This window comes from Streptosporangium sp. NPDC051022, from assembly GCF_040683035.1.
In the GTDB taxonomy this organism is placed as follows: Bacteria; Actinomycetota; Actinomycetes; order Streptosporangiales; family Streptosporangiaceae; genus Streptosporangium.
Map to the genome: position 1 here is coordinate 276,869 of NZ_JBFBCF010000001.1, position 24,622 is coordinate 301,490.

Sequence of the window (24,622 nt, forward strand, 5' to 3'; positions counted from 1 at the left end):
ATGGACTTCGCAGTCATTCCACTGACCCCCGAACAGGAGCGCTTCGCCGCGGAGGTCCGGGCCTTCGTCGCCGAGCACGTGACGGACGAGGTCCGCGAGCGTGAACGGCGCACCGGTTCCGCGTTCGCCGAGGACGCCTACCTCGCGCTCGCCGCCAAGGGCTGGGTGATGGCGGCCTGGCCGGTCGCCGAGGGCGGGGCCGGGCTCGGCCCGATCGAACAGAGGATCCTCGAGGTCGAGCTGGCCGCGGCACAGTACCCCTGGGTCACGGCCAGCATGACGAAGAAGGTGTGGGGGGTCGTCGCCCGCCACCTCGAACCTGCTCTCGCCGCCGGCCTCAAGCCGGAGGTCGCCGCGGGACGGGTCCGTTTCTGCCTCGGATACACCGAACCGCAGGGCGGCTCCGACATCGCCGCGGCCCGGCTCGGCGCCGTACGCGACGGGGACGACTGGGTCCTCGACGGCACCAAGACCCTCATCACCGGCGCGCGGGACTGCCAGTACGTCTTCCTGCTCACCCGGACGGACCCCGAGGTCCCCAAGCACAAGGGCATGACCACCTTCCTCGTCCCCCTCGACAGCGCGGGCATCGAGATCGAGGACGAGCGGATGTTCGGTGGTGAGCGGACGAACACCCTGCGGTTCACCGGCGTCCGGCTCCCCGACCGCTACCGCCTGGGCGAGGCCGGTGCCGGGTGGGCCGTCGTCCACGCCCCCCTCGACGAGGAGCACAGCGTCGGCGTCGACACCAAGGGCCTGCACGACCTGTCGGTGGGGGCGATCTACGTTCGCCCGCTTCAGCGCGCCCTCGACACGACGGTGCGGTGGAGCCTGGAGCGGTGCGCGCCGGACGGCCCGCGCCCCTTCGACTCCGAGGCCGTCCGGCTGCGGCTCGCCGAGGTCGCCCTCGACCTGGAGGTCGCGCTGAGCACGCCGGGGCCGATGGGACGGGTGGCCGGTTCCGACGTCATGACCCGCGGCTCCGCCGTACTGGTCGACCTCCTGGGCGCTCGCGCGCTTCTCGTCGAGGACGCCGAGGGCACCCTCGACGACGGCGAGGTCGAGCGGGCCTTCCGGTTCGCCCACGGGGCGAGCCTGTACGGCGGCACGCCGGAGGTCTACCGGGGGATGATCGCGCAGGGGGTCCTCGGCCTGCCCAAACCGTCCTTTCCCGGCAGCCGGGCCTTCCTCGGCGATGACACACCCGACGGTTCCGCCGCTGGACAGGAGCAGCGATGACCAAGGACATCAGTCGTCCGCAACCGCTGACGAACATCCGCGTCCTCGACCTGGGCGGCGAGATCGGGGCGTACGCCACCAAGCTGCTCGCGGACCTCGGCGCCGACGTGCTCAAGGTCGAGCCGTCCGGCGGCGACCGGCAACGCCGGAGGCCCCCCTTCCTCGGCGGCGACGGGCTCGTCTTCGCCTACTACAACGCCAACAAGCGCGGCGTCACGCTCGACCTCGACGCGGACGACGCGGCGGCGCGGCTGGCGGCACTCGCGGCCGAGTGCGACGTCGTCGTCATCGCGCCGTCGCGGAACAACCCCGTGCCGGGATGGGACTGGGACGGCCGCCGGCCGGAGTGGGTCCCCGAAGACGCGATCCTGTGCCGTCTCACGCCGTACGGCGTCGGCGGGCCCCGATCCCGGCACCGCTCGACGCACTTCGTCTCCTTCGCCGCGAGCGGCCTCATGTGGCCGATCGGCCCGGCGGAGGGGCCGCCCCGGGCCCTTCCCGGCCAGGCCGCCTACGACGAGTTCGGCGGGCACGCCGCGGCGCTCGTCATGTCGGCGCTGCGCGAGCGGGAGCCGGGGGCGGGCCGTACGATCGACCTCGCCCTGCACGACCTCCTCGCCTACCGGAGCACGACACCGTTCGCCGTCTTCGCGCGGACGGGGCGTGAGTTCGCGACCCGGGCCGCCGTGCCCGACCCTGCGCCGGCCGGGGTGTGGCGGCTCGCGGACGGCCTCATGGAGATCGCGGTCTACCAGCCGCCGCAGTGGAACGGCTTCCTCGACCTCCTCGGCCGGCCCGCCGAGCTCACCGACCCGGCACTGTCCAACCGGGGCGTGCGCGCCGAGCGCGGCGCGCTCATCACCTCCGTCGTCGGTCCGATCCTCGCCACGTGGACGACCGAGGACTTCGTCCGCGCGGCCCACAAGGCCAAGGTCCCGTGCGCCCCGCTCCGCGAGCCCGCCCAGATCGTCGACGACAGGCAGCTCGCCGAGCGCGGCTACTGGACCCGGTACGCGCTGGGCGACGGGCGTGAGGCGGTCATGCCGGGCACCGGGCTCCGGTTCACCGAGGCTCTCGTACGGCCCGGCGTCCGGCCGCCCCCGCGCCTGGCGGATCCCGGGACGACGGCGACCCCGGCCGATCCGTGGCCGGGGCCGCGTACGGCGCTCCCGCGGGCCACGCCCGGCCTGGCCGGTCTCAAGGTCATCAGCTTCGGGACCGCCATCGCCGGCAACGTCAGCGCGATGATGCTCGCCGAGCTCGGCGCGGACGTCGTCAAGGTGGAGTCGCCGCGGCTGCCGGACCCCCTCCGCAACGGTCCGCTCACCGCCCACATCCCCCGGGTGTTCGAGCCCGGAGGGGCCGAGACCAACGCCCGGTTCGCCGGATACACGCGCAGCTGCCGCTCCGTCGCCCTCGACATGACCGACCCGGCCGACCGCGAGAGGTTCCTCGACCTGGTCGCCGAGGCCGACGTCCTGCTGGACAACTTCGCCTTCGGGGTCATGGAGAAGTGGGGCATCGAACGCGACGGGCTCCGCCGCCGCCATCCCTCCCTGGTCGTCGTCACCGTGTCCGGGTACGGGCGGACCGGCGAGTGGGCCCCCTACCGCGCGTACGGGTCGAACATCAACGCCTACATGGGCCTCACCCGCGCGTGGTTCGCGCACGGCACCCAGTGCGACTGGACGGCCGTCTCCCACGTCCTGCCCGCCGTCGTCGCCGCGTTGCTCGACCGGGACCGTACGGGGCGGGGGTGCCTGGTCGACCTCGCCCAGACCGAGGCGGCCGGGGCCGTGCTCGCGCCGCTCTACCTCGCCGCTCTCAACGGTGCCGAGGAGCCCGGCGCGGACGTGGCCGGCGTGAGCCTTGTGCCGGGCTCCCACCTCGCGACGACCGTCCCGGCGGCGGGCACGGACGAGTGGCTCGCGGTCGATCTTGAGGACGCCGACGACTGGAACACGGCCGCCGAGCTGCTCGACCGGCCCGACCTGCGTCTGGGCCACCGTCTGGGCCACCATCTGGGCCGCCGTCTGGGCCACCGTCTGGGCCGCGATGGGCCGTCGGCGGCCGAGCGCGCGGCCCTCCGGGACGCGCTGGCGGACTGGGCCGGTCGGCGCGGCGCCCCCGACGCGGCGGACGCGCTCCGGCTCGCCGGGCTCGCGGCGGCTCCGGTCGCCCGGGTCCGGGAGCTCTTCGAGGACGCCCAGCTGTGGGCTCGCGGGGGTGTGACGCGCACGGTCCATCCGGACCTCGGCGAGACCCTCTTCCCGGCTCCGTTCCATCGGATGGACCGTGCCGGGGCGAGCGTCCGGTGGAGTTCGCCGCGGCTCGGTGAACACACCGACGAGGTCATGCGCGAGTGGCTCGGCCGGGCCGTCCGCACCGACGCCGTCGGTCGTGACGACGAGGCCGCACGGGGATAGCCGCTCTCGCACGTCGGCGGGCCGTCCGCATGGTATGGGCGGGCCTGTATCGTTCCAAGACGGTTATTGACACTATACAAATGTCGTTGGCAGTATACATCGGTATACGACGCCTTCTGGGTGTCGCTCCCGTGTGCGGGAGGGAGCGGAACGGGGGTCATCCAAAACCGGGCGTGGGCCGATGCTTTCCGCAGGCGGAAGCATCGGCCGGGCCCGGTGATCGCACCCCGCGCGATCGTCGTTCCACCCCAGGAAGAAGGAACAGGGCATGATCCACTCAACACTCCGGCGGCCGAAGACCCTCTCTGTCATCGGCGCGCTCCTGCTCGTCACCGGTCTCGCGGCCGGTTGCGGGGCGGGCGACGACGCGGCGGACAAGGCCGCCGGAAACCTGACCGCTCTCGGCAAGACGCTCCCGCAGAAGATCCAGGACGCGGGTGTCCTCCAGGTCGCCATCCTGCCGGACTTCCCGCCCCAGTCCTTCAAGGACGAGAAGACCAACGAGCTCGCCGGCTTCAACGTCGAACTCGTCAAGGCCATGGGGGAGGAGCTCGGCATCAAGATCGAGTTCCAGGACGTCAAGTTCGACGCGATGATCCCCGGTCTCCAGGCGAGCCGCTACGACCTGGCCGCCGTCGGCTTCAACGTCGTCGAGAGCCGCGAAACGGCCGTCGACCTCGTGTCGATGACGGCCGTGCGCCAGTCCTTCCTCGTCAGCGCGTCGTTCCCCGACCGGGTGCTCGACGGCTTCGAGTCCGCCTGCGGCATGAAGGTCGCGCTCCTGGCGAGCAACACCTACATGGACAGCCTCAAGGAGGCGTCGGACAAGTGCGCCAAGGACGGCAAGGGCACCATCGACATCCAGACCTATCCGAATGACTCGGCGCTGTTCGCCGCGGTCGAGTCTGGCCGCGCGGACGGCACGATCAACAACACGGCGACGAACGCCTACCTCGCCAAGCACTCCGGCGGCAAGCTGAAGAAGGCCGAGGGGCACTTCCGCTGCACCCTCGCCGGCTTCGGCGTCAAGAAGGGCCAGCCCGAGCTGCTCAAGGCACTCCAGGCTGCGATCAACGCCGCGATCAAGGACCAGAAGTACACCGCCGCCGTCAGCAAGTGGGACTACCAGGAGCTCGCCGTCACCGAGGCGAAGGTCAGCCCGCTCGCCGGGACGTACAGCCTCGACGACTGCAGCTTCAACTGAGCACGGGGCCGGGCCTCCGGGACCGGTCGTCTCCCGGAGGCCCGGCCCCCTCGCCGATATTCCGACCACATCCACTAAGGACTTGAAGCTGTGGATTTCGCCCTGTCGCCGGAGAACTCCAATTTCATCCAACGATTCCGGGACTACCTGGACACGCTGGGACCCGACCTGCCCGGCCACGGCACCGGCGAGGGCCCCAACGCGCCCGACCATCCCGTGACGGAGGAGGAGCGGGCCGCGCGCACCCGGTTCGTCCAGCGTCTCGGAGCCGACGGCTGGCTCGGCGCGGCGGCCCCGGCCGAGGTCGGCGGGATGGGGCGCTCGAACGTCGAGCACTGGCTCATGATGGAGGAGCTCGCCTACCGCCGGCTGCCGACGATGGTGATCGGCGTGACGATCGTCGCCAACACCCTCCTGCGGATCGGCAGCGAGGAGCAGAGGCGCGAGTACCTGCCCAAGATCTACAGCGGTGAGTACCAGTTCTGCCTCGGCTACACCGAGCCCGAGGCGGGCACCGACCTCGCGAGCCTGCGCACCCGCGCGGTGCGCGACGGCGACGAGTACGTCATCGACGGCCAGAAGATCTACACGACCGGCGCCGAGTACGCCTCCCACATCTGGCTGGCCGTGCGGACCGGCCCGCCCGGGTCCCTCCACCGCGGCCTGTCGGTTCTCATCGTCCCCGTCGACACCCCGGGCATCACCGTCCGCCCCCTCATCACCCTCGCCGACTACCGGACCAACGAGGTCTTCTACGACGGCGTGCGCGTCCCCGCGGCCAACCTCGTCGGCGAGGAGAACGGCGGCTGGGGCATCCTCGCGATGGCCCTCGACTTCGAACGCACCCCGCAGGCCAACGCCCACGTCCAGGCCCTTGAGGAACTCCTCGGCTGGGCGACCACGACGCGCGACGCCGACGGCTCCCTCATCGCCGACGACCCGACGGTGCGCGCGGACCTCGCGGTCCTCGCGACCCGCAACGAGGTGTCCCGCCTCTTCTCCCTGCGCATGGCCGACATGTACGCCCGCGGCGAGATACCGAACGTCGAGGCCTCGATCGTGAAGATCTGGAACTCCGAGCTCTACCAGGACTCGGCGAGCGTGGCTCTGTCGATCATGGGGCAGGACGGCCAGCTGGGCGTCGGCGTGGACGGGGCGCCGAGGGGCGGCCACGAGGAACTGCGCTACCGGGAGTCCGCGGTCCAGCGCATCTCCGCGGGCACCAACGAGGTGCAGCGCGACATCATCGCCCAGCGCGGTCTCGGCCTGCCGCGGAACCGGAGGTAGTCCCCATGGATCTGCAGCTCACGACGGAGCAGCGTGCCCTCGACGAGGCCGCCGCCAAAATGCTCGCCCGCCGGGCCTCGGCCGAGGACCTCAACGACCTCACCGACGGCCAGGCGGGCTACGACCCGGATCTCTTCGCCGAGATGTCGGCGATGGGCTGGCTCGATCTCGCCGTCGAGCCGCACGGACCCGACGGGACGCTCGTCGAGCTGGGGCTCGTGCACGAACGTCTCGGTGAGGCCCTCGTCCCCGGGCCGTTCCACGCGACGGCCTCCGCGATCCTCACCCTCGCCCGCCTCGGGGACACGCCGGAGGCGACCGCACTCCTCACCCGCCTCACCGACGGGGGACGAGCCGCCCTCGCGGTCCTGCGAGACGGAAGCGTCGAGGCCACGGACGCGGGGTTCACGGTCTCCGGTCACGCGTCCGGCGTCGAGTGGGCGGTCGGTGCCGACGTCCTCCTCGCCGCCGCGCCGTACGGCGGGTCCTGGCTGATCCTCGAGGTCCCCGCCGGCCCCGGGGCCGGCGTCGCGCCGGTGACGGTCTTCGACTACGAGCGCGCGGGCCGGGTGGCCCTGACCGGTGCGCGGGCGCACCGGGTCGGTGAGGTGTCCCCGGCCGCCTGGGCGGATCACACGCGGCTCCTGGGCGTACTGCGCGCGGCCGAGATCGTCGGGTGCGGGCAGCGGGCCCTCGACCTCGCGGTCGCGCACGTCAAGCAGCGCAACCAGTTCGGCCGCCCGATCGGCTCGTTCCAGGCCGTGCAGCACCAGTGCGCCGACATGGTCGTCGACCTCGACGCCTCCCGGCTGCTCGTCCGCTACGCGCTCTGGCGGGCCGCCTCCGGTCTGCCGTTCGCGCGGCACGCGGCCATGGCGACGTGGTTCACCGGTGAGGCGATGGAGCGGGTGACCCGATCGGCGAACCAGGTCCACGGCGGCGTCGGCGTCATCAAGGAGTATCCGCTCCACCACTGCTACCGCCACGCCAAGGCCCAGCAGCTGCGACTCGGGTCTCGCCGTGAGCAACTCGCCGACCTCGGGGACCTCGTCGTCGCGGACGCGACGCGGGACTTCGCCGGCGAGTTCGTCCGCTGGCCGGTCGGCACCTGAGCGGAGGCGGAGGCCCGACCTGCCAGGCGGCTGCCCGGCCCGGCCACGCCGGGCCGGGCAGCCGCCTGTTCACTTTCCGAGCCAGTCCCGACGCACCTCCACGTCGTGCTCGCCGAGACGCGGCGCGGGCCGTCGCACGCCGACGGCCCGGCCGCTGAGGCGGTGGAACGGCGCGGGATACCAGGCGGCCCCGATGTCGGGGTGGATCACCTGGGTGAGGGCACCGCGGGCCCACAGGCGCGGATCGCCGAGCAACGCGCTCGGCGGAACGACCTCGGCGGCGGCGACCCCCGCCCGGACGAGCTCCTCCGCCGCCCGCGCCGCGGTCCGCCGCGCGGCCCAGGCGGCGAGAGCCGCGTGGAAACCGCTCGTCTCGCCGGTCGGCCCGGCCGCGTCCGCCATGTCCGCCATGTCCGCCGTGCTCATGGGGTCCACTGTGCTCATGGGGTCCGCCGCGCTCGTGGAGGCGAGGAGACGGCGGACGGATTCCAGGTCGCCGGAGTCCTCGCACTCGACCGCCAGCCACGAGTCGTGACCGCCGCACGGGACGACGGCCGTGGCGGCGGAGCCGGGCACGCTGTTCGGCGCCGGCGGTTCGGCCGGGCCGTGTCCGGGGGTGTTGAGGGCCTCCAGATAGAGCGAGGGCAGCATCGCGATGGCGGCCTCGACCTGCGAGATGTCGATGATCGCACCTTCGCCGGTCCGTGCCCGGCGGTGAAGCGCGGCGAACAGCGCCGGAAGGGCATGGGCCACCGCCGTCCAGTCGCTCTGCGTGGCGTGGGGGTACCAGATGCGGGAGAGACCCACGTAGGCGTTGATCGTCGTCCCGTACGCGCGGTGTCCCGACCGCGGCCCGGTGCGGCCGTATCCGGACACCGAGACCATGACGAGGCGCGGGTTGAGCGCGGCGAGGCTCTCGTGTGAGAGACCCCAGCCGGCGAGGACGCCCGGCCCGAAATTGTCGATGAGAACGTCGGCCCGGCGGACCAGCTCGCGGAAACGGCCGACGTCGGAGGCCACCTTGAGATCGAGCCCGACGGCCCGGACGCTGCGAGCGTACGCGCCGAAACGGAGGTTCGTCTCGGCCCCCGAGGGCTCGAAGACACGCGGGAGGTCGACCGCGAGCGGACCGTTGCGGACGGGGTCGGGCCGGGCCGGCGACTCGATCTTCACGACGTCGGCGCCGAGTTCGGCGAGCATCGTCGCGGTGACGTTGCCCGCGATCGCCGTACCGAAGCTCAGCACCTTGACGTCCTCGAGGCGGATTCCCGGAGGCGCGGGCGGCCCGGGACGCTCGCGCCAGCCGTCGTTCGGAGCGGTCAGCGACGGTGCCGCGAACCGATCGGGGGAGACCAGCCGCGGCGCCGACCGGAGGACGGGCCCCGGCCCGGTGAACATCCCGCCGGCCGGCTCCGGCCACTTCACCCAGAAGTCCCGGCTCGCGAGCTGAGGATCCTCGGCCAGCCGGTCGGGGGTGTTCTGGGGAGCGCACGGCAGCCGGTGCGCCTGGGCGGCCTCGACGAAGTCGTCCACCCGGAAGCCGCCGACGAGCCGTGCGATGACCGGCCGGAGCTCGTCGGCCCGCTCCAGCCGGACCTGGCGGTCGGCAAGCTCGGGGGCGCCGAGCTCGGCGGGGCGGCCGAGCAGCTCGACGAAACCGGCCCACTGCGGTGGATGGAAGACCCCGAGTTCGACCTGACCGTCCGCCAGGTCGAGAACACCCGCCGGGGGCGGATCCGGGCGCGCGGCCCGGGTCGTGTAGTCGCGTCCGACGGCCGCGGCGAAGGCGATCTCCACACCGTGGCGGTAGGCGAGCAGGTCGTGGAGGGACATCTCGACGAGCCGGCCCGGGCCGCCTTCGAGCAGCGCGAGGAGGACCGTCGCCGCGGCGTGGGCCGAGAACTCGTCGTAGGCGGCCTGCCCGGGAAGGGCCCGCGGCGGCCCGGCCTCGGGCCCGACGGACGCCATGAGGCCGCCCGCGGCGAAGGCCGTGAGGTGCGTCGCCGGCCGGTCGCGCCAGGGGCCGTCCTGCCCGCCGGCCGACAGACAGCAGACGAGGGCGGCCGGGGGCGCCCAGGCGAGGCACTTGGTGTTCGGGTCCCAGCCGGGAACGGGCGTCCTGGCCGACGGGGCGATCATGATGACGTCGGCGCCCTCGGCGAGGGCGGCGAGCGTCCCGGTCACGTCGTCGGCGTCGAAGTCGACCCGGGCGCCACGCTTGTTCGCGTTGTAGTAGGCGAAGGTCAGGCTCGCGTCCGGACCGGGGCGGCCCTCCGCGAAGGGCGGCCGCAGGCGCTGACGGTCACCGCCGAGCGGCTCGACCTTGAGCACGTCGGCACCGAGGTCGGCCAGGAGCCTGGCCCCGTACGCGCCCAGGTCGCCCGAGAGATCGAGCACCCGATGACCGGCGATCGGACCGTGCCCGGCGGTGGTCGCCGAGAAGTCGTCAGTCGCCGGCACGGGCGGCCTCCCCGGTCCTGAGGAAGGCCTTGCTGCCGGGCAGCGACGGGCGCGGCAGGCCGAGCACGTGGTAGGCGATCATCATCTTGAAGATCTCGACGGTCCCGCCGTACGTCCCGGTGCCGAACGAGAAGCGGTGGCCGAACTCGACGTCGCCGTCGCCGATGGCGTCGGCCGTTCCGTCGCTGAGGATCGACTCGGGGGCGGTGAGGTCGACGAGTTCGGCCGTGCCCCAGACGGTCGCGTCGGAGCCGGCCACCCGGCCCATCGGGCCCGGCGTGCTCACCGCCGCCTCGACGGCGACGACGATCCTCCCCAGCCGGGAGAGCACGACCGGGTCGTCGACGGCGAGACCGCCGTGCGGGAGCGAGGTCCGGCGGGCCCATTCGAGGGCCGCGTCCAGCGCGGTCTCAAGGGTGCGGACGTAGGTCCGCCCGATCGACAGGTCGTGCAGGCCCAGTGTGTCGAGCCCGACGCTGTGCTCCTCGTCGAGCGGCCCGTGCACGACGGCCCACCCGGCGCCGACCTCACCGAGCCGATGGTCGTCGGTGATCCGCACTCCGTCGAAGGAGACCGAGTTCGTCCGCTCGTCGCCGTACGTCCACAGCGGGGTGATCCCGATGCCCGGCAGGTCGAGGGGAACGAGGAAGGTCGTCATCCCCTTGTGCTTCGGCACCGCCGGGTCGGTCCGGGTGAGAAGGAAGACGTACTGGCTCACGTGGGCCCCGGTCGTGAAGGTCTTCTCACCGTGCAGCACCCACCCGTCGCCGTCGCGCGTCGCCCGCAGCCGGGCGGAGGCGATGTCCGAGCCGCCGTCCGGCTCCGTGTAGCCGAGACAGAAGCGCACCGTCCCGTCGGCCACGCGCGGCTTGAGGCGCCGCCGTAGCCCGGGATCGCCGAAGGCGTCGACCACGCTCCAGACCTTCTTCGTCGTGTCGGCGATGATCCACGGATACCTGGCACGGGCGAGCTCGAACTCCAGGATGCGGGCCTCGATCGGGCCGAGCCCGGCGCCGCCCTCCTCGACCGGCCACGTCGGGGTGAGCCACCCCTTCGAGCCCAGGGCGAGGTGGACCGGCTCACTGAAGCAGTCGCCGCTCGTCCTCTCGGCCCGGAGGATCCCGGGGGTGATCGTCTCGGTGAGGAACGCCCGCACCTCCGCGGCGAACGTCTCCTGCTCGGGGGTCAGTTCGACCTTGCCGAAGTTCATCGTGTCGTCCTCTCCGTGAGCTCGCCCGTGCCACCCGTGGTCGTCCGCGCGGCGAGGGCGGCACCGATCGCCACGAGGTCTCGCTGGGGATCGCCGGCCAGGACCCCCCACCCCTTGGCGCGCAGGACGTAGAGGCTCGCGGCGGAATCCGTCAGGTAGCCGAGGCCGCCCTGGACGTGGGCCGCCGTCGTCGTTCCTCGCGTCGCGACGTCGACGGCGTGGTGCCAGGCGACGGAAGGCAGGTCGGGCCGGAGATCGGGCTCGTGGTCGAGCGTCCATGCCGCCCGGCGGACGAGGTTGCGTGCGCTCGCGACCCCGATGGCGACGTCCGCGAGCGGGAACGAGACCCCCTGAAGCGAACCGATGGGGACGCCGAGGGTCTGCCGGGTGGAGACGCAGGCCACCGCGTCGTCGAGGGCGGCCTGGGTGAGTCCGACGAGCTGGGCGGCCTGGAGGATCTTCCACTCCGCGACGGCGCGGGTGTGCGCCGTCGTCGCCGCAGAACCGGTGGCGACGCGTTCGCCGGGGGCACCGGGTTCACCGGGCTCGGGCGTCCACCAGCCGAGGGGCGTCGAGCCCTGGTTGGGGGTGAGCGGCGCGGGCAGGCCCGCCGACGTCGCGACGAGCGTGTCGTCGACGAGAGCGACGACGCGTGTGGCGACCGCGCTGCCCGGGACGAGCTGCCGGGCGCCGCCTTGGGCGGGCCGCAGGGCGAGGCAGGCCGGCTCGCCGGCGAGAGCTGCGGCGAAGGCGGCCCCGTCCGGAGCGGTGGCGGCGAGGACCCGGGTCGCGACGACGTGGGAGACGAGGGGGACGGGGGCGGCGGCGAAACCCGCGGTCTCGGCGACGAGCGCGAGTTCGACGAGCCCGGCCCCGTCACCGCCGGCCGGCTCGGGGACGCCCATCGAGGCGACGCCCAGCTTGACGAGGCCCCGCCACAGGGCGGCGTCGTATCCGGTCGCACCCGCCGCCCGGACGACCTCGGGGGGTGACATGTCGGTGAAGTAAGCGCGGAATGAGTCCTGTAGGGCTGATTGCTCGGGGGTCAGGCAGTAGTCCTGCCAGCGCAACTCAACGCGGTCCATTGGCCGAAGTATCACAGCGTCCAGTGGAATATACAAGTACATGCAGTCGTATACCGCTGCTCGCCGGTACCGGCGGTGCGGTGGATCCTCCGTTCCCGCTCACCTGGACGGGGGCGCGGGACGGGGGAAGGAGTGCCGAGGCGGAGCCGGGCCGGTTCCGCCGCGGCCCGGGCGGGCGTCATCTGCCGCCGTCCCGCCGTGTCGAGGACGCCGGCGACGACTTCCTCCTGAGACGCGGCCCCGTGACCTCGGTCTTCGCCGGGGGTTACCCGACGTTATGCCGAAGTGGGATTGGCGGCCATGAATCGGCGCTCCGTACGATCCACCGTGACGACGAAAGAGCGGCGGCCGCCCGTGCCCTGCTTGCCGGCGGTACGTCCCTCGGAAATGAGGCCCCGGTGAGTCGAACACGCGCCCTGTCCCTCGTGACCGTGCTCCTCGCGCTGCCGCCGCTGGCGGCGACCACGGCCGCCTCGCTCCCGGTCACGAGCTCCGCCGCCCCCTACTGTTACGACGAACCGTCGCAGCCCACCGCGGACGTGAGTGACCTCAGAGCGAGATTCACCTCCTCGAACTGGATGCAGACCCTCCAGGCGATGTACCAGCGGCGGTGGCCCAGCGGCCAGGCGCTGGCCGTCGCCCAGGCCAAGGACCAGTACTGGACCCAGTTCGTGCAGAGGAACAGCTTCGAGGCGTTCGCCGAGTCGATGATGGTGGCGATCCACGAGGAAACCCACATGTGGGACCTCGACCCGTCGCGGACCAGGTGGAACGTGCACACCGCGGCCTGGATCAACGCCTCCAGGCAGGACACGACGGTGCCGCTGTACGACGGCTTCCCCCGCAAGGAGATCCTGCCACTGATCAAGGACCGGCTCAGCGACTCCATGGACGGCATCTACCTGCGTGACCAGACCCAGGGCGAGTACCACCTCCAGGGCGTGCTGGCGGAGTTGAACGCGGGACTGACGGGCCTGCCCGCGGTGACGGTGGTCCAGGAGTACATCAGGGGCGTCGGGGCCAGCAACGCGCGTGACATCGCCGCCACCAACCTGCGCTACCTGCTGCTCTACCTGCGCGTGGCCAGGGACCGGCACCCTGACTACTGGGCGAAGATCAAGAACGAGCCGAAGCTCCGCGAACTGGTCCTGACCCAGTTCCTGCGCACGGCCTACTGGCTGGAGAAGTCGGCGCCCTACACGGGCAAGCTGGGCGGCCCCAACGCCGACAAGATCACCGCGACCAACTACGCCCCGGAGAACCTCGCCGTCCTGGAGGAGTTCACCGGCAGGAAGGTCCGCACCGACGCCCAGAAACACTGCACCGTCTGACGACGGACCGGCGCCCGGAAGGAAACGCCTCCGGCCCGCGACGCCCGGTGACACATGGGCGCGCGGGCGCGGAGCTCCGGCCGGGCGCACAGTCCGCGTCCGCCCGGCGCCCGCCCGGTGCCCACCGATGTCCACCCGGTGGGCACCGGTGCCCGCCCGGTCAGGCGCGATCCCTCGATGAGCCGGTTGTCCCGCCTCCGCCCGAGACGCGGGCGACGACCGCGGCGGTCACGGCGAGCGCCGCTCCCGCCCACATCACCGCGGAGAGCGACACGCCGTCCACGACCCGGCCGCCGGCGAACGAGCCGAGCGCGATGGAAACGTTGAAGACACCGACGAAGAGCGCCGTGCCCATTTCGCCGCCGCCCGACCGCATGATCCACAGTTGCAGTGTCACCCCCACGCCGCCGTAGCCCAGGCCCCACACCACGAGCACGGGCAGGGGCGGACCGATCAGGAGCAGCGCCGCCATGGAGAGCGCCATCAGCGCGGCCAGCGTGACCAGGACCGGTCTGGGGTTCCTGGCCGCCCACGCGCCCGACACGAAGTTGCCGGCCACGCCCGCGGCGCCGTACAGGAGCAGGGCGGCGCTGACGAAGGCGGGACCGGCGTGCGAGACCTGCTCCAGGAACGGCCGGACGTAGGTGTAGGCCGCGAAGTGGCCGGACACGACCAGGACGGTCAGGACGAGAACGACCTTGAGCGGGCCGGAGAACGACGTGAGCCGCCCCTCCGGCGCGCGGGCGGGGCTCCCGTGGGGCGACGGCTCGGACGCGCGGGCCCGGGGTTCGCCGGGCAGCGACGGCAGGGTGGTGGCCAGCAGCGCGATCAGGGCCAGGGCCAGCACCCCCATGGAGGCGAACGCGGTCCGCCATCCCGCGAACGACGAAATGAACGTCCCCACGGGGACCCCCAGTACCGACGCCACCGACACCCCGGCCAGGATGATCGACGTGGCCCGCCCGACGGCCCCCTCGGGCACCAGCCGTGGGCCGAGTCCGGCCGCGAAGGCCCAGAACCCGCCGATGCTCACCCCGGTCAGCACCCGGGCGGCCAGCATGACGGGATGGTTCGGCGCGAACGCGGCCGCCAGGTTCGCCACCGCCAGCAGGGCCACCAGCCCCAGCAGCGTGACGCGCCGGTCGAGCCGCCGGGTGGTGATCGCCAGCACGGGCGCGGAGACGGCGGCGACCAGTCCGGGCGCCGACATCATCAGCCCGGCCGTCCCGTCGGAGACGTCGAAGGTGTCGGCGATCGAGGTCAGCAGGCCGACGGGCAGCATCTCGCTGGTGACGATGGTGAAGGTGCCCATCGAGACCGAGGACACGGCGAGCCAGCGCGCCCGATCAGCGGTGGAAACGTCAGTCATGGTCATGTCAGCCAGCTTTCTGCCGGCCACCGGCGGGAACAATGACGAAGATCGAAGGCTTGGTTTAGGTGGGCTAAGCGATCAGGCGGGGGCGAGGATGGAGTTCAGGGAGCTGGAGTGCTTCGTCGTGCTCAGTGAGGAACTGCACTTCGCGCGTACGGCCGAGCGCCTCTACCTGTCACCCGGCCGGGTGAGCCAGCTCATGCGCTCGCTGGAGACCAGGGTCGGTGGCCGGCTCCTCCACCGGACCAGCAGGAACGTGAGCCTCACGCCGCTGGGCGAACGTTTCCTCGCCGACCTGCGCCCCTCCTACGACGGCCTCGCGAACGCGGTCAGCCGGGCCAAGGCGGCCGCCCGCGAGGTGACAGGCGTGATCAGGCTCGGCTTCCTGGCCACGCCCACGGAGGTCGTCATCGACAGCGTGCGCGCCTTCGAGCGCCGGTACCCGGGGTGCGAGGCGGAGCTCGTGGAGATCCCGCTCTCCGACCCCTTCGGGAAGTTGCGGGCCGGGCAGGTGGACATCGCGTTCACGCTGCTCCCGGTGGACGAGCCCGACCTGGCGACGGGGGAGGGGCTGAACCGGGTCTCGTACCGGCTCGGTGTCTCCTCGCGTCACCCGCTGGCCGCCCGTTCGAGCATCGGCGCGGAGGAACTGGCCGACGTGCCCCTGATCGGCCTGGACGGCCCGGCTCCACGCACGTGGTGCGAGCACATGGCGCCGTCCGTCACCCCTTCCGGCCGCCCCATCCCCCGGGCCGGTGCGGTGGCCACCAGCCAGGAAGGCCTGACCCAGGTGGCGCTCAACCGGGGCGGCATGTTGTTCTGCACCCCCACGGCGGCTCACCACAGGCGCCCGGACATCAGCTTCGTCCCCGTCACGGGCCTGCCTCCCTCGATCCTCGGCCTGGCCTGGGTGAAGGCGGCGGAGACGGCGGCGATCCGGGCGTTCAACGAGACGGCCGTCGGTCACGCGCTCGGGGGAGCGGCCCCCGGAAACCGGAGACCCGGGGGTGTCGGGCGCGACGAGATGCCGGACGTTCTCACAGAGAGCCGGGTCGGTTCGGCCGGCCGCCGCTGAGCGCTGAGCCGCGCCGGCCCACGCGACCCCCGCCTCGAATGAGGAAGTGTCCTTCGCCCCACCGCCGTGGGAGGGTACCCGGCCCTTGTCTCCTCCGGTGACCGGACCTCAGACCAGTGTGATCCAGTAGGACCAGAAGCGCCGCAGGATGAGGCCGCCGACGGCGAGCGCCCACAGCATGATCACGGTCGTGTGATATCGGATCGCCCCCGCGGCGAGGCGGCGCGCGCCGTGGGGCGGCCGGATCCGGCCCGTGTGCAGGTTGGCGAGTGTGACGTACCAGAAGACGGGAATCGTCGCGATCCACACGAGCATGCAGTACGGGCACAGGGCGCCGATCACGTACAGGCTCTGGTAGATCAGCCAGTGCACGAAGACGACACCGGCCAGGACACCGGCCTGCAGGCCGTACCAGAACCAGGGTCTCGGGCGGGCCCCGGCCAGCAGGGCCATGCCCACGGTTGTGACGACGGAGAACGCCGCGATGCCCAGCAGGGGGTTGGGAAAGCCGAAGACGGAGGCCTGCGCGGTTTTCATGACCGATCCGCAGCTGAGGACCGGGTTGATGCTGCAGGTGGGCACGTAGGCGGGATCGGCGGCCAGGCGCAGGCGTTCGATCGTCAGCGCGAACGCCGCCAGGACGCCGAGGCCGCCACCGGCCGCCAGCACGAACGGCAGCGACCTGACGATGATCGACGAGGACGTGACCGCGGCAGCGGTCGCGTGCCGGTCGGTGGCGGCGGTGGCGGCGGTGGTCATGACGCGAGCACCGCCTCGATCTCGGCCTTCAGGCTCTCGTAGCCGGGTGCCTCGGTCAGCCGGACGCCGTTGAAGAAGACCGTGGGGGTGCCCTGGACGCCGAGGGCCACGCCGTCGTTCTGGTCCTTCTTCACCCGCTGCGCGGTCGCGGGCGCCGCGAGATCGGCGCGGAAGGAGGTCATGTCCAGGCCCAGCTGTTCGGCCAGGCCGAGGAAGAACGCTTCCCTGGACTCCGACGCCTCACCCCACTGCCTCTGGGTCTCGAACAGCTTGGCGTACATGGCCTCGAACTTGCCCTGCTTTCCGGCCGCCTCGGCGACGCGGGCGGCGAGCTCGCCGTTGCGGTGGCCGGGCAGCGGGAAGTAGCGGACCGCGAAGGTGATCCGGCCTTCGTACTCGGCGCGGATGCGTTCCATGTGCGGGAAGGCCGCGCCACAGGCTTCGCATTCGAAGTCCAGGAACTCCACGAGCGTGACCTTGCCGTCGGCCGCCTTGGACAGGGTGTGACTGTCCTCCCGCACCAGTAGCTCGGCGGGAGCCTGCTGCGGGGCGGAGGCGCCGGCCGCGGGTGCGGTGGCCCGGGTGCCGTTGCCGCCCAGTATCGCCACCGCCGCGACGATCGCGGCCATGATCGCGGCGATACCGAGGGTTATCTTCAAGTTCGTCGTCATGTACTGCTCCAGCCGGTGCTTGATGTGGCACTCACCTCCCATCTTCTACCAGACGTAGAAGATGGGAGCGGTTGGAGGCTGCCCCGCTCAGCCGGGCGAGGGCACATCGGTGGCACCGCGGGCGGTGAGCATGCGCTTCATGAGGTCGATCTCGCTGTTCTGAGCGGCCACGATGGAGACGGCCAGGCGCCGGACCTGTGGCTGGCCGGTGGCGTCGACGGCTGCCTGGGCCATCTGCACGCCGCCTCGGTGATGGGCGATCATCAGGCGCAGGAACGATATTTCGGCATCGCGTCCGCCGGCCCGCTCAAGTCGCGTGATCTGTGCGGGGGTGGCCATGCCCGGCATGGCGGTCATGTTCGGGGTCATGCCGGGCATGGTGGTCGTGTCCGGAGTCATGCCCGGCATCGCGGTCGCGTTCGGCGTCATGCCGGGCATGGCCCCGTGGCCCCGGCGCATCCAGGCCATCGGTGCGTCGAGAGAGGCCTGCGGCAGGCCCCATGTCTCCAGCCAGGCGTACATCTGCCCGATCTGCTGTTGCTGGCTGAGCGCGATGTCGTAGGCGAGCAGCCGGGTCTCGGCGTCGGTGGTGCGATCCCGGACGATCATGGACATCCGTACGGCCTGGGCGTGATGGGTCTGCATGTCCCGGGCAAAACCGGCCTCCACCGAATCGTCGGCCGGTGAGCGGGGAAACAGCGCGCCCAGACCGGCTGTGACCAGCGCGATCACCAGGACCACCGCCCCGGCGAGCACCGGCCACCGCCGGGGCGGGCGCGGCGGGCGGATCATGCGAGGGGTTCCCCGATGCCGCCGGAGCAGGAGGCGCCGGGTTCGGGGGTCGCCGGGCCTTGGATGTAGGCGCGCAGGAACGCCCGCAGGCGCGGATCGCCTGCGCCGTCCAGCGTCAGTTGTTTGGTCCAGGCGCTGGCCACCACCGGGGCGGACAGGCCGGGGAAGGGCGAGACGACGACGTAGTCGCGCCCCTGTGTCGCCGCCAGCAGTTCTTTGACCTGCTCCCAGGGCAGGTCCGGCCGGTAGGTGATCCATACCGCCCCGTGTTCCTGGGCGTGCACGACGTTCTCGGCGCGCAGCGGCTGGGTGTAGACGCCGCAGTTCTGCCAGGCGGGGTCGTGGTTGCCGCCGACCGGCGGGCTTTGCGGGTACGTCACCGGACTCGTGGTGTGTTCGCGCTTGGTGACGGCGATGGTCCGCACCGCGTCCAGTGATGAGCGGGAGCGTTCCTGGAGGATCAGTACCGTCGCCGCCGCGATGACGCCGCCGAAGACGACCACCGCGGCGCCGGCGACGGCGATCGTGCGCCTGCGCTCGGCCTTGCGGTGCTGGGCCTGCACCGCGGAAAGTCGTTGCCTGATTGTCGCGCGTGCGTCGCCGCTCATCTGACTCCCTTACTTCTACGTAGTGTAGAAGTTCCACCCTGTGCCGGATATGAGAGTTGTAAGGAGCCGGGATCGGTCCTCTCGGCGGCGGCGGGCGCCTTTGGCCGGCGTGCCCGGCCGGGTTCCGGTGGTGGCGCGGGGCGGCCGATGTCTCAGATTCGCCAGAGGGTGATGCACAGCACGGGCGTGACCAGCACGGCCGCCGGCCCACTCAGGAGCAGGCCCGCGGCGCAGTAAGCCGCGGCGGGTACCCAGCGCGGTTGCCGTTGCGGACCGCTTATCAACCGCTCCAGACGATGGACGACCGCGGTGTCTGCCAGAGCCAGACCGCCCGCCGGGGCGGGGCCGGTCGCGGTGGCGGCCATCCGCACCAGCGCGCGGGCCAGCGGCAGTTCGCCGTGCGCCCGGCGGGCCCGGTCATCGGCCAGCATCTCCAGCAGCGCGGGGACGACCTGACGGGCCGTGCGCGCGGCGGGAAGCCGGGGAAACGCCTGCGCGAGCGCCAGGAACGGAAGCAGCAGCAGGTCGTGACGCCCCGCGGCGTGCGCCCGTTCGTGATCGAGCACCGCCTCAAGCTCCTCGTCGCCCAGAAGCTTCACCGCTCCCGCGCTGAGCACGATGCGGGCCCGGCGGCCGGGAATGCAGTAGGCCACCGGCCGCTCGCCGGGCAGCACGTAGGCGTCACGCAGCACGTCCGGGTCGGCCACGATGTCCACCAGCAGCCGCTGCCGGCGCCGGCTCCGGACCGTGCCCAGTGCGGTCCGTACCGTGTGCAGCGCCAGCCAGCCGATCAGGCCGACGCTCCACGCGAGCGCGGCGACGTGCGCCGGCCCCAGACCGTCCAGGCCCCGGCCCTCGACGATCTGCTGGAACAGGGTGTGCGCGCCGTGCGGGAACACCGCGGCGAGCGGTGCCACCGCGGCCACCAGGCCGATGCCGATCGCGCCCATCCCGCCGGCCAGCCCGATCGCCTGCCACATGATCAAGGCGGCGCGAGGACAGCGACGCGTCCATCCGGCCCCGGCCAGCCGCTCGGCCGCCCGGCCGCTCAGCAGCAGCGGGAGCAGCGCCACAGCCGCGGCGATCAGCCAGGCGGTCACGGCGCCTCGCCCAGGTCCCGGCTGTTGAGCGCCTCGCGCAGAGCGGCGGCCACCTGTGGCGACACGCTGCCGACGAAACGGCTGACCGCGGCCTCCACGTCGCCGGCGTCATCGAGCACCTCACGCATGGCCTCGGCGACGAAGACGTCCTTGCCGCCGGCCGCGCGGTACAGGTGGGCCCGGCCGACGCGCTCGCGCGTGACCAGTCCCTTACGCGACAGCCGCACCAGCACGGTCAACACGGTCGTGACCGCGGGCGTCGAGGGCAGGGCGTCGGCCAGGTCCTGGGCGAACATACCCCCGGGGTGGTTCCACAACGTTTCCATGATCGAACGTTCCAGGTTGCCGAGCCGCACCCGTCAGCCCCTCCACCTCTTTCGTGGCCGTCCTTCACCCAGAAGGCTACCGGCCACGAGGCGGGCGGCTCGCGGCGAGCGCGCCGCCACGGCGCCTCCGGTGAGCGGTGATGACGATCTGGCGCGACCCCGCCCGTGAGGTGTGCACGGGCCACCGGGGTATGGGGTGGGTCGCCCAGATAAGCCCAATATGGGGAAGATTTTCCATTTTCCTGGCGGAACGGCCGTGTGGCGGGGGACGGCTTGGGGGCCCATAGGCTTGTCCCATGCCAAGTCGGGGTGAGGTGCAGTCGGGAGTCGTGTCGAAGATCGCTCTTCTCGCCGCCACGGGAGTGGCGGCGGGGGCGGTGGTCGCCGGGCTCGCGTTACCGGCCGTGGGAGGCGCGGGCATCGGTCTCATATCGGCGACCAACGAGGTGAACCTCGCGCCCGAGGACCTGGTCGAGCCGCCTCCGGCGGAGGTCACGGTCGTGCAGGACGTCAAGGGCAACGAGATCGCACGGTTCTACGAGCAGTACCGCGAGGTCGTCAAGCTCGACCAGATCGCCCCGATCATGAAGACGGCCATCGTCTCGATCGAGGACTACCGCTTCTACGAGCACGGCCCGATCGACGTCGAGGGCACCATCCGGGCGTTCGCCAGGAACCTGCAGGCGGGCGGGGTGGCCCAGGGAGGCTCCAGCATCACCCAGCAGTACGTCAAGCAGGTGCTGCTCAACTCCGCCGACACCGACGCCGAGCGGAACAAGGCGCTCGAGGCCAGCTACGCGCGCAAGCTCAAGGAGCTGCGGTACGCGATGGCGGTGGAGAAGAAGTACCCCAAGGACGAGATCCTGGGCAAATACCTGAACATCGCTTACTTCGGCGCGGGCGCCTACGGCGTCGAGGCGGCGGCCAAGCGGTTCTTCGGCGTCAAGGCGGACGCGCTCACCCTGCCGCAGGCGGCGACGCTGGCGGGCGCCGTGCAGAACCCCAACGCCACCGACCCCAACCTGGGCAGGAAGCAGCGTGAGCGGCTGCTGAAACGGCGCAACGTCGTGCTGGACCGGATGGCCGAGCTGGGCAAGATAACTCCGGACGAGGCGGCGAAGGCGAAGGCCACCGGCCTCCGATACAAGGGCACGAAGCTGCCCGGCGGCTGCGAGTCCAGCAAGTATCCGTACTTCTGCATCTACGTCCGCAACGACATCCTGAAAAATCCTGACTTCGGGAAGACGTCCGCGGATCGTCTCAAGCTCCTCAACCGCGGCGGTCTGACGGTCAGGACCACGATCGACCCGGCCATGCAGGCGGCGGCGGACAACGCGATCAGCAAGTGGGTCCACCCCTCCGACAACCCGGTGGCCTCCGAGGCGCTGATCCAGCCGGGCACCGGGGCCATCAGGGCCATGTCGGCCAGCCGGCCGTACGGCCAGGACGCGGCCAAGCACGAGATGGCCTACAACCTCATCGCGGACGCCGCGCACGGCGGCGGCATCGGCTTCCAGGCCGGGTCCACCTTCAAGACCTTCACCCTGCTCACCGCCCTGAGCAAGGGCATGAAGGTCAACGACGGTTTCAGCGTCGGCGCGGGTTACCGCGCGCCGGGCTACTCGACGTTCAAGAACTGCAAGGGCGAGAACATCGGCGACCCGACCCACACCGTCACCAACGACGAGGGCTCTCCCGGCTGGCGGACCCTGCAGACGGGCACGTGGGGTTCGGTGAACACGTTCTTCATGACGCTGGAGCAGCAGGTCGGGCTCTGCGACACGATCAAGACCGCCAAGTCGCTGGGCATCCACCGCTCCGACGGGAACAAGCTCCAGGAGTACGAGACGTTCACGCTCGGCATCAACGAGATGGACCCGGTGACCGTGGCCAACGCCTACGCCTCGATCGCCGCCCGCGGCAAGTACTGCGCGCCGACGGCGATCGCCCAGATCACCGATCGCGACGGCAAGACCACCGTCTACAAGCCCAAGTGCCGTCAGGCGCTCGACCCCGAGGTCGCCGACGCGGCGGCCGACGTCCTGTCCGGGGTGTTCACCAAGGGCACCATGCGCGGCGTCGGCGGCATCGGTCGTGACGCGGCGGGCAAGACCGGCACCACCGACAGCTACGCCACCGCCTGGTTCGCCGGATTCACCCCGGACCTGGCCGGTGCCGTCAGCATCGGTGACCCGCGCGGCTCGCAGAACCACAAGCTGACCGGCGTCACCATCGGCGGCCGCTATTACGGTGTGGTGGCCGGTGCCAGCATCCCGGGGCCGATCTGGAAGGACACGATGCTGGCGGCGCTGAAGAACGTCGACCCGACGTCGTTCACCCCGATCAACGCGGCGCGGTTCGGCGGCTGCGGCCAGAGCTGCCAGCCCGCGCCGCCTCCGTCGAACGACGGCGGCCCCGACCGGAACACCGACGTCAACGGCCCCGACCAGGGCGGCCCCGATCGCGGCGGCCCGGGCGGCGGCAACGGTCCCGGCGGTGACCGCGGCCGCCAGAACGGCAACGGCCACTCGAACGGCCGAGGCTAGGAGAAACGGGTCACGGCCGGGGCCAGGAGAGACGGGGTCGCGGCCGGGGCCAGGAGACACGGGGTCGCGGCCGGGCCCCGGCGGCGGCCCGGTCACCACCGCGCTCCGCCCCTGGGCGGCGGCCTGACCCGAAGACCAGGCAGGTTCCGGGGCCGCCGCATGCCGGTCACGATGGGGCCCCGACCGGGCCCCGACCGGGCCCCGACCGGGCCCCGATCGGGGCCCGAGTGAGTCCCGGGTGAGCCCCGAGTGAGCCCCGAGTGAGCCTCGGTCAGGTGAGGGCACCCCGTCGGATGACCTGTTTGTTCCCCGAGGCGACCGTCTGGTCACCGAGGCGGAGGTCGGGGAACTCGAGCGGCGCGTCCGCCATATGGCGGACCGCCCGGTAGGAGTACACCATCGCGCTGGCCAGGGGCACTCCGGGGCCCGGATAGCAGGGACCGCTCACGTTCGCGCTCGAATTGGAGGCCGCGTAAAGGCCCTTGATGGGAGAGCCGTCGGGACGCAGCACCTGCGCGTCGCCGTTGGTCACCAGACCACCCTTGGTGCCGAGGTCACCCAGCACGAGCCGGGCGGCGAAGAACGGCGCCTGCTTCACCGGTACCAGGACCGGGTTGGGCTGATCGGCGGCGTCCGCGAAGAACCGATCGTAAACGTCCTCGCCGCGGTCGAAGTCCCCGTCATGCCCGCTCGCGGCGTGGCTGTTGAACCGCTCGGTGGTGGCCCCGAGGACGGCCGGATCCATGCCGAGCTTCTCGGCCAGTTCCTCGATCGTGTCCGCCCGCACCCAGGTGCCCGCGGAGAGATGCTGCTCCGGCGTCCGGTACGGGATCACGTTGGCGGGAAGTTCTCCGCCCCAGCGACTGTCGAAAACGACCCACGAGGGGGTGCGGGTTTCGCCGGGGGCACAGCCGGCGAACATCTCCCGGCCGAACCGGTCGTAGGGCAGGGACTCGTTGAGATACCGGCGGCCGGAGGAATCCACCACGAAACCGCCGCGCACGGCGAGCATGAAGGACACGTCCCCGTCCGGGTTGACGATCCCCGGGCACCACCAGGCCTCGTTCATCAGACGCGTGGCCGCGCCCGCCTCGATGCCCGCTCTGATGGCGTCCCCGGTGTTCGCGCCCCGGGGCGCCATGCTCCACTCGGCCTTGCCCGGGGTCTGCTGCCGGGTGCGCCACTCGGCGTTCTGCTCGAAGCCGCCCGCGCTCAGGAGAACGCCCTGACGTGCCCGGATCCGGGAACGGCCCCGGTCGCTGCTCACCTCGACCCCGACGACGGCATCGTCTTCGACGATGAGGCTTTCGAGCCGGGTCCGCCGCCGCAGTTCCACGTTCTCGTAGTTGCGCAGAGCCATCAGGTAGCGGCCGATCAGCGCCCGCCCGCCGTTGAGATCGCCTTCGAGGTGCCCCTGGCCGTTGCGGTCCTCCGAGACCGGCGGGCGCAGCACGTGGATCAGATCTCCCAGCTCACTCTGCGGGAGGTCCAGGGGGAAGATGGAACGCCCCTGCGGCATCCGGCCGGGCGCGTCGTAGTAGTCGGGGAACATCCGGAACTGGAAGGCGATCTCGTCGTGCGACTCCAGGAAGTCCACCACGGTCGGCGCCGAGGTCAGGTAGGCCTCGCGCCGCTCCGGCTCGCCGTCGCCGACGACCGCCAGCCAGTAGTCGCGCGCCTTGTCCACCGAGTCGTCCAGCCCCTCGCGCCGGTGCACCCGGGTTCCCGGCATCCACAGGCCCGCACCGGAGTACGCCGAGGTGCCGCCGAAGTAGCCGGTCTTCTCCAGGACGAGGGTTCGCGCCCCCTGGGCACCGGCGGTCAGGGCACCCGCCAGAGCGCCGCCGCCGGAACCGACCACGACGATATCGACCTCTTCGTCAAACTCCGCCATCCGGCTAGCTCCCTTCAACCCGTTGCGCTGGTGTTGCAGCACGGGCACATCCAACAGAGCCGGGCGCGGATTGCCCATACCACTCCCACTCCTCGGACAGATGCTCCTGGTCTGTGGGAGTCAGG

19 protein-coding genes are annotated in these 24,622 nt (G+C 71.8%); 8 read left to right on the plus strand and 11 right to left on the minus strand.

What is annotated here, in order from left to right:
• The 5 genes from AB0N02_RS01285 (at position 1) to AB0N02_RS01305 (ending at position 7,268) form a co-directional block, all read left to right on the plus strand.
• Positions 1 to 1,239 carry an acyl-CoA dehydrogenase family protein gene (locus AB0N02_RS01285; RefSeq protein ID WP_363941183.1) on the plus strand — a complete coding sequence of 413 codons (1,239 nt, stop codon included), beginning with the start codon at positions 1 to 3 and terminating at the stop codon, positions 1,237 to 1,239.
• On the plus strand, positions 1,236 to 3,665 hold the full coding sequence (locus AB0N02_RS01290; protein ID WP_363941184.1) for a CoA transferase: 2,430 nt from the start codon (positions 1,236 to 1,238) through the stop codon (positions 3,663 to 3,665). Before AB0N02_RS01285 ends, AB0N02_RS01290 begins: the two co-directional genes overlap by 4 nt.
• Before the next feature lie 268 nt (positions 3,666 to 3,933).
• Entirely contained in the window at positions 3,934 to 4,869 is a 936-nt protein-coding gene (locus tag AB0N02_RS01295; RefSeq protein ID WP_363941187.1) for an ABC transporter substrate-binding protein, read from the plus strand.
• A 90-nt stretch (positions 4,870 to 4,959) separates the two neighbouring features.
• The gene (locus tag AB0N02_RS01300; protein ID WP_363941190.1) at positions 4,960 to 6,156 is read left to right on the plus strand and encodes an acyl-CoA dehydrogenase family protein; all 1,197 of its coding nucleotides are present in this window, start codon (positions 4,960 to 4,962) and stop codon (positions 6,154 to 6,156) included.
• Positions 6,157 to 6,161: 5 nt separating this feature from the next.
• Entirely contained in the window at positions 6,162 to 7,268 is a 1,107-nt protein-coding gene (locus AB0N02_RS01305; protein ID WP_363941193.1) for an acyl-CoA dehydrogenase family protein, read from the plus strand.
• 69 nt (positions 7,269 to 7,337) lie between these two features.
• On the opposite strand, the gene AB0N02_RS01310 is transcribed toward AB0N02_RS01305, so the two are convergent.
• From AB0N02_RS01310 to AB0N02_RS01320, 3 genes are read right to left on the minus strand one after another with little or no spacing between them, the layout of a single operon-like run.
• A complete protein-coding gene (locus AB0N02_RS01310; RefSeq protein WP_363941195.1) occupies positions 7,338 to 9,728 on the minus strand; it encodes a CoA transferase in 2,391 nt (796 codons plus the stop codon).
• The gene (locus AB0N02_RS01315) at positions 9,715 to 10,938 is read right to left on the minus strand and encodes an acyl-CoA dehydrogenase family protein (protein ID WP_363941197.1); all 1,224 of its coding nucleotides are present in this window, start codon (positions 10,936 to 10,938) and stop codon (positions 9,715 to 9,717) included. Before AB0N02_RS01315 ends, AB0N02_RS01310 begins: the two co-directional genes overlap by 14 nt.
• On the minus strand, positions 10,935 to 12,023 hold the full coding sequence (locus tag AB0N02_RS01320) for an acyl-CoA dehydrogenase (protein WP_363941200.1): 1,089 nt from the start codon (positions 12,021 to 12,023) through the stop codon (positions 10,935 to 10,937). Before AB0N02_RS01320 ends, AB0N02_RS01315 begins: the two co-directional genes overlap by 4 nt.
• A gap of 398 nt (positions 12,024 to 12,421) precedes the next feature.
• Here AB0N02_RS01320 and AB0N02_RS01325 point away from each other — a divergent pair, with 398 nt between their 5' ends.
• Entirely contained in the window at positions 12,422 to 13,354 is a 933-nt protein-coding gene (locus AB0N02_RS01325) for a hypothetical protein (protein ID WP_363941202.1), read from the plus strand.
• Positions 13,355 to 13,514: 160 nt separating this feature from the next.
• Here the strand turns inward: AB0N02_RS01325 and AB0N02_RS01330 are convergent, their stop codons facing one another.
• Positions 13,515 to 14,729, minus strand: a complete 1,215-nt coding sequence (locus AB0N02_RS01330) for an MFS transporter (RefSeq protein ID WP_363941205.1) — start codon at positions 14,727 to 14,729, stop codon at positions 13,515 to 13,517.
• A 91-nt stretch (positions 14,730 to 14,820) separates the two neighbouring features.
• Here AB0N02_RS01330 and AB0N02_RS01335 point away from each other — a divergent pair, with 91 nt between their 5' ends.
• Complete coding sequence (locus AB0N02_RS01335) at positions 14,821 to 15,801, plus strand: LysR family transcriptional regulator (RefSeq protein ID WP_363941207.1); 981 nt, start codon at positions 14,821 to 14,823, stop codon at positions 15,799 to 15,801.
• A 108-nt stretch (positions 15,802 to 15,909) separates the two neighbouring features.
• Here the strand turns inward: AB0N02_RS01335 and AB0N02_RS01340 are convergent, their stop codons facing one another.
• The 6 genes from AB0N02_RS01340 to AB0N02_RS01365 form a co-directional block, all read right to left on the minus strand.
• Entirely contained in the window at positions 15,910 to 16,560 is a 651-nt protein-coding gene (locus tag AB0N02_RS01340) for a vitamin K epoxide reductase family protein (RefSeq protein ID WP_363941209.1), read from the minus strand.
• Entirely contained in the window at positions 16,557 to 17,231 is a 675-nt protein-coding gene (locus tag AB0N02_RS01345) for a thioredoxin domain-containing protein (RefSeq protein ID WP_363941211.1), read from the minus strand. The genes AB0N02_RS01340 and AB0N02_RS01345 overlap by 4 nt, the downstream gene beginning before the upstream one ends.
• A gap of 87 nt (positions 17,232 to 17,318) precedes the next feature.
• A complete protein-coding gene (locus AB0N02_RS01350) occupies positions 17,319 to 18,023 on the minus strand; it encodes a DUF305 domain-containing protein (RefSeq protein ID WP_363941213.1) in 705 nt (234 codons plus the stop codon).
• On the minus strand, positions 18,020 to 18,631 hold the full coding sequence (locus tag AB0N02_RS01355) for a DUF3105 domain-containing protein (protein ID WP_363941216.1): 612 nt from the start codon (positions 18,629 to 18,631) through the stop codon (positions 18,020 to 18,022). Before AB0N02_RS01355 ends, AB0N02_RS01350 begins: the two co-directional genes overlap by 4 nt.
• A gap of 152 nt (positions 18,632 to 18,783) precedes the next feature.
• Positions 18,784 to 19,731, minus strand: coding sequence for a M56 family metallopeptidase (locus AB0N02_RS01360; protein WP_363941218.1), 948 nt, complete (start codon positions 19,729 to 19,731; stop codon positions 18,784 to 18,786).
• Entirely contained in the window at positions 19,728 to 20,087 is a 360-nt protein-coding gene (locus AB0N02_RS01365; protein ID WP_363941220.1) for a BlaI/MecI/CopY family transcriptional regulator, read from the minus strand. The genes AB0N02_RS01360 and AB0N02_RS01365 overlap by 4 nt, the downstream gene beginning before the upstream one ends.
• A gap of 266 nt (positions 20,088 to 20,353) precedes the next feature.
• Here AB0N02_RS01365 and AB0N02_RS01370 point away from each other — a divergent pair, with 266 nt between their 5' ends.
• A complete protein-coding gene (locus AB0N02_RS01370; RefSeq protein WP_363941221.1) occupies positions 20,354 to 22,603 on the plus strand; it encodes a transglycosylase domain-containing protein in 2,250 nt (749 codons plus the stop codon).
• 271 nt (positions 22,604 to 22,874) lie between these two features.
• Here AB0N02_RS01370 and AB0N02_RS01375 read toward each other — a convergent pair whose 3' ends face one another.
• On the minus strand, positions 22,875 to 24,497 hold the full coding sequence (locus AB0N02_RS01375) for an FAD-binding protein (protein ID WP_363941224.1): 1,623 nt from the start codon (positions 24,495 to 24,497) through the stop codon (positions 22,875 to 22,877).
• Between the last annotated feature and the right edge of the window lie 125 nt (positions 24,498 to 24,622).

Bases quoted from the DNA above. Each gene is read 5' to 3' on its own strand.
- AB0N02_RS01295 (WP_363941187.1), top strand. From the start codon at position 3,934: ATGATCCACTCAACACTCCGGCGGCCGAAGACCCTCTCTGTCATCGGC.
- AB0N02_RS01345 (WP_363941211.1), bottom strand. From the start codon at position 17,231: ATGACGACGAACTTGAAGATAACCCTCGGTATCGCCGCGATCATGGCC.
- AB0N02_RS01355 (WP_363941216.1), bottom strand. From the start codon at position 18,631: ATGAGCGGCGACGCACGCGCGACAATCAGGCAACGACTTTCCGCGGTG.
- AB0N02_RS01340 (WP_363941209.1), bottom strand. From the start codon at position 16,560: ATGACCACCGCCGCCACCGCCGCCACCGACCGGCACGCGACCGCTGCC.
- AB0N02_RS01320 (WP_363941200.1), bottom strand. From the start codon at position 12,023: ATGGACCGCGTTGAGTTGCGCTGGCAGGACTACTGCCTGACCCCCGAG.
- AB0N02_RS01305 (WP_363941193.1), top strand. From the start codon at position 6,162: ATGGATCTGCAGCTCACGACGGAGCAGCGTGCCCTCGACGAGGCCGCC.
- AB0N02_RS01330 (WP_363941205.1), bottom strand. From the start codon at position 14,729: ATGACCATGACTGACGTTTCCACCGCTGATCGGGCGCGCTGGCTCGCC.
- AB0N02_RS01335 (WP_363941207.1), top strand. From the start codon at position 14,821: ATGGAGTTCAGGGAGCTGGAGTGCTTCGTCGTGCTCAGTGAGGAACTG.
- AB0N02_RS01285 (WP_363941183.1), top strand. From the start codon at position 1: ATGGACTTCGCAGTCATTCCACTGACCCCCGAACAGGAGCGCTTCGCC.
- AB0N02_RS01315 (WP_363941197.1), bottom strand. From the start codon at position 10,938: ATGAACTTCGGCAAGGTCGAACTGACCCCCGAGCAGGAGACGTTCGCC.
- AB0N02_RS01370 (WP_363941221.1), top strand. From the start codon at position 20,354: ATGCCAAGTCGGGGTGAGGTGCAGTCGGGAGTCGTGTCGAAGATCGCT.
- AB0N02_RS01375 (WP_363941224.1), bottom strand. From the start codon at position 24,497: ATGGCGGAGTTTGACGAAGAGGTCGATATCGTCGTGGTCGGTTCCGGC.
- AB0N02_RS01290 (WP_363941184.1), top strand. From the start codon at position 1,236: ATGACCAAGGACATCAGTCGTCCGCAACCGCTGACGAACATCCGCGTC.
- AB0N02_RS01350 (WP_363941213.1), bottom strand. From the start codon at position 18,023: ATGATCCGCCCGCCGCGCCCGCCCCGGCGGTGGCCGGTGCTCGCCGGG.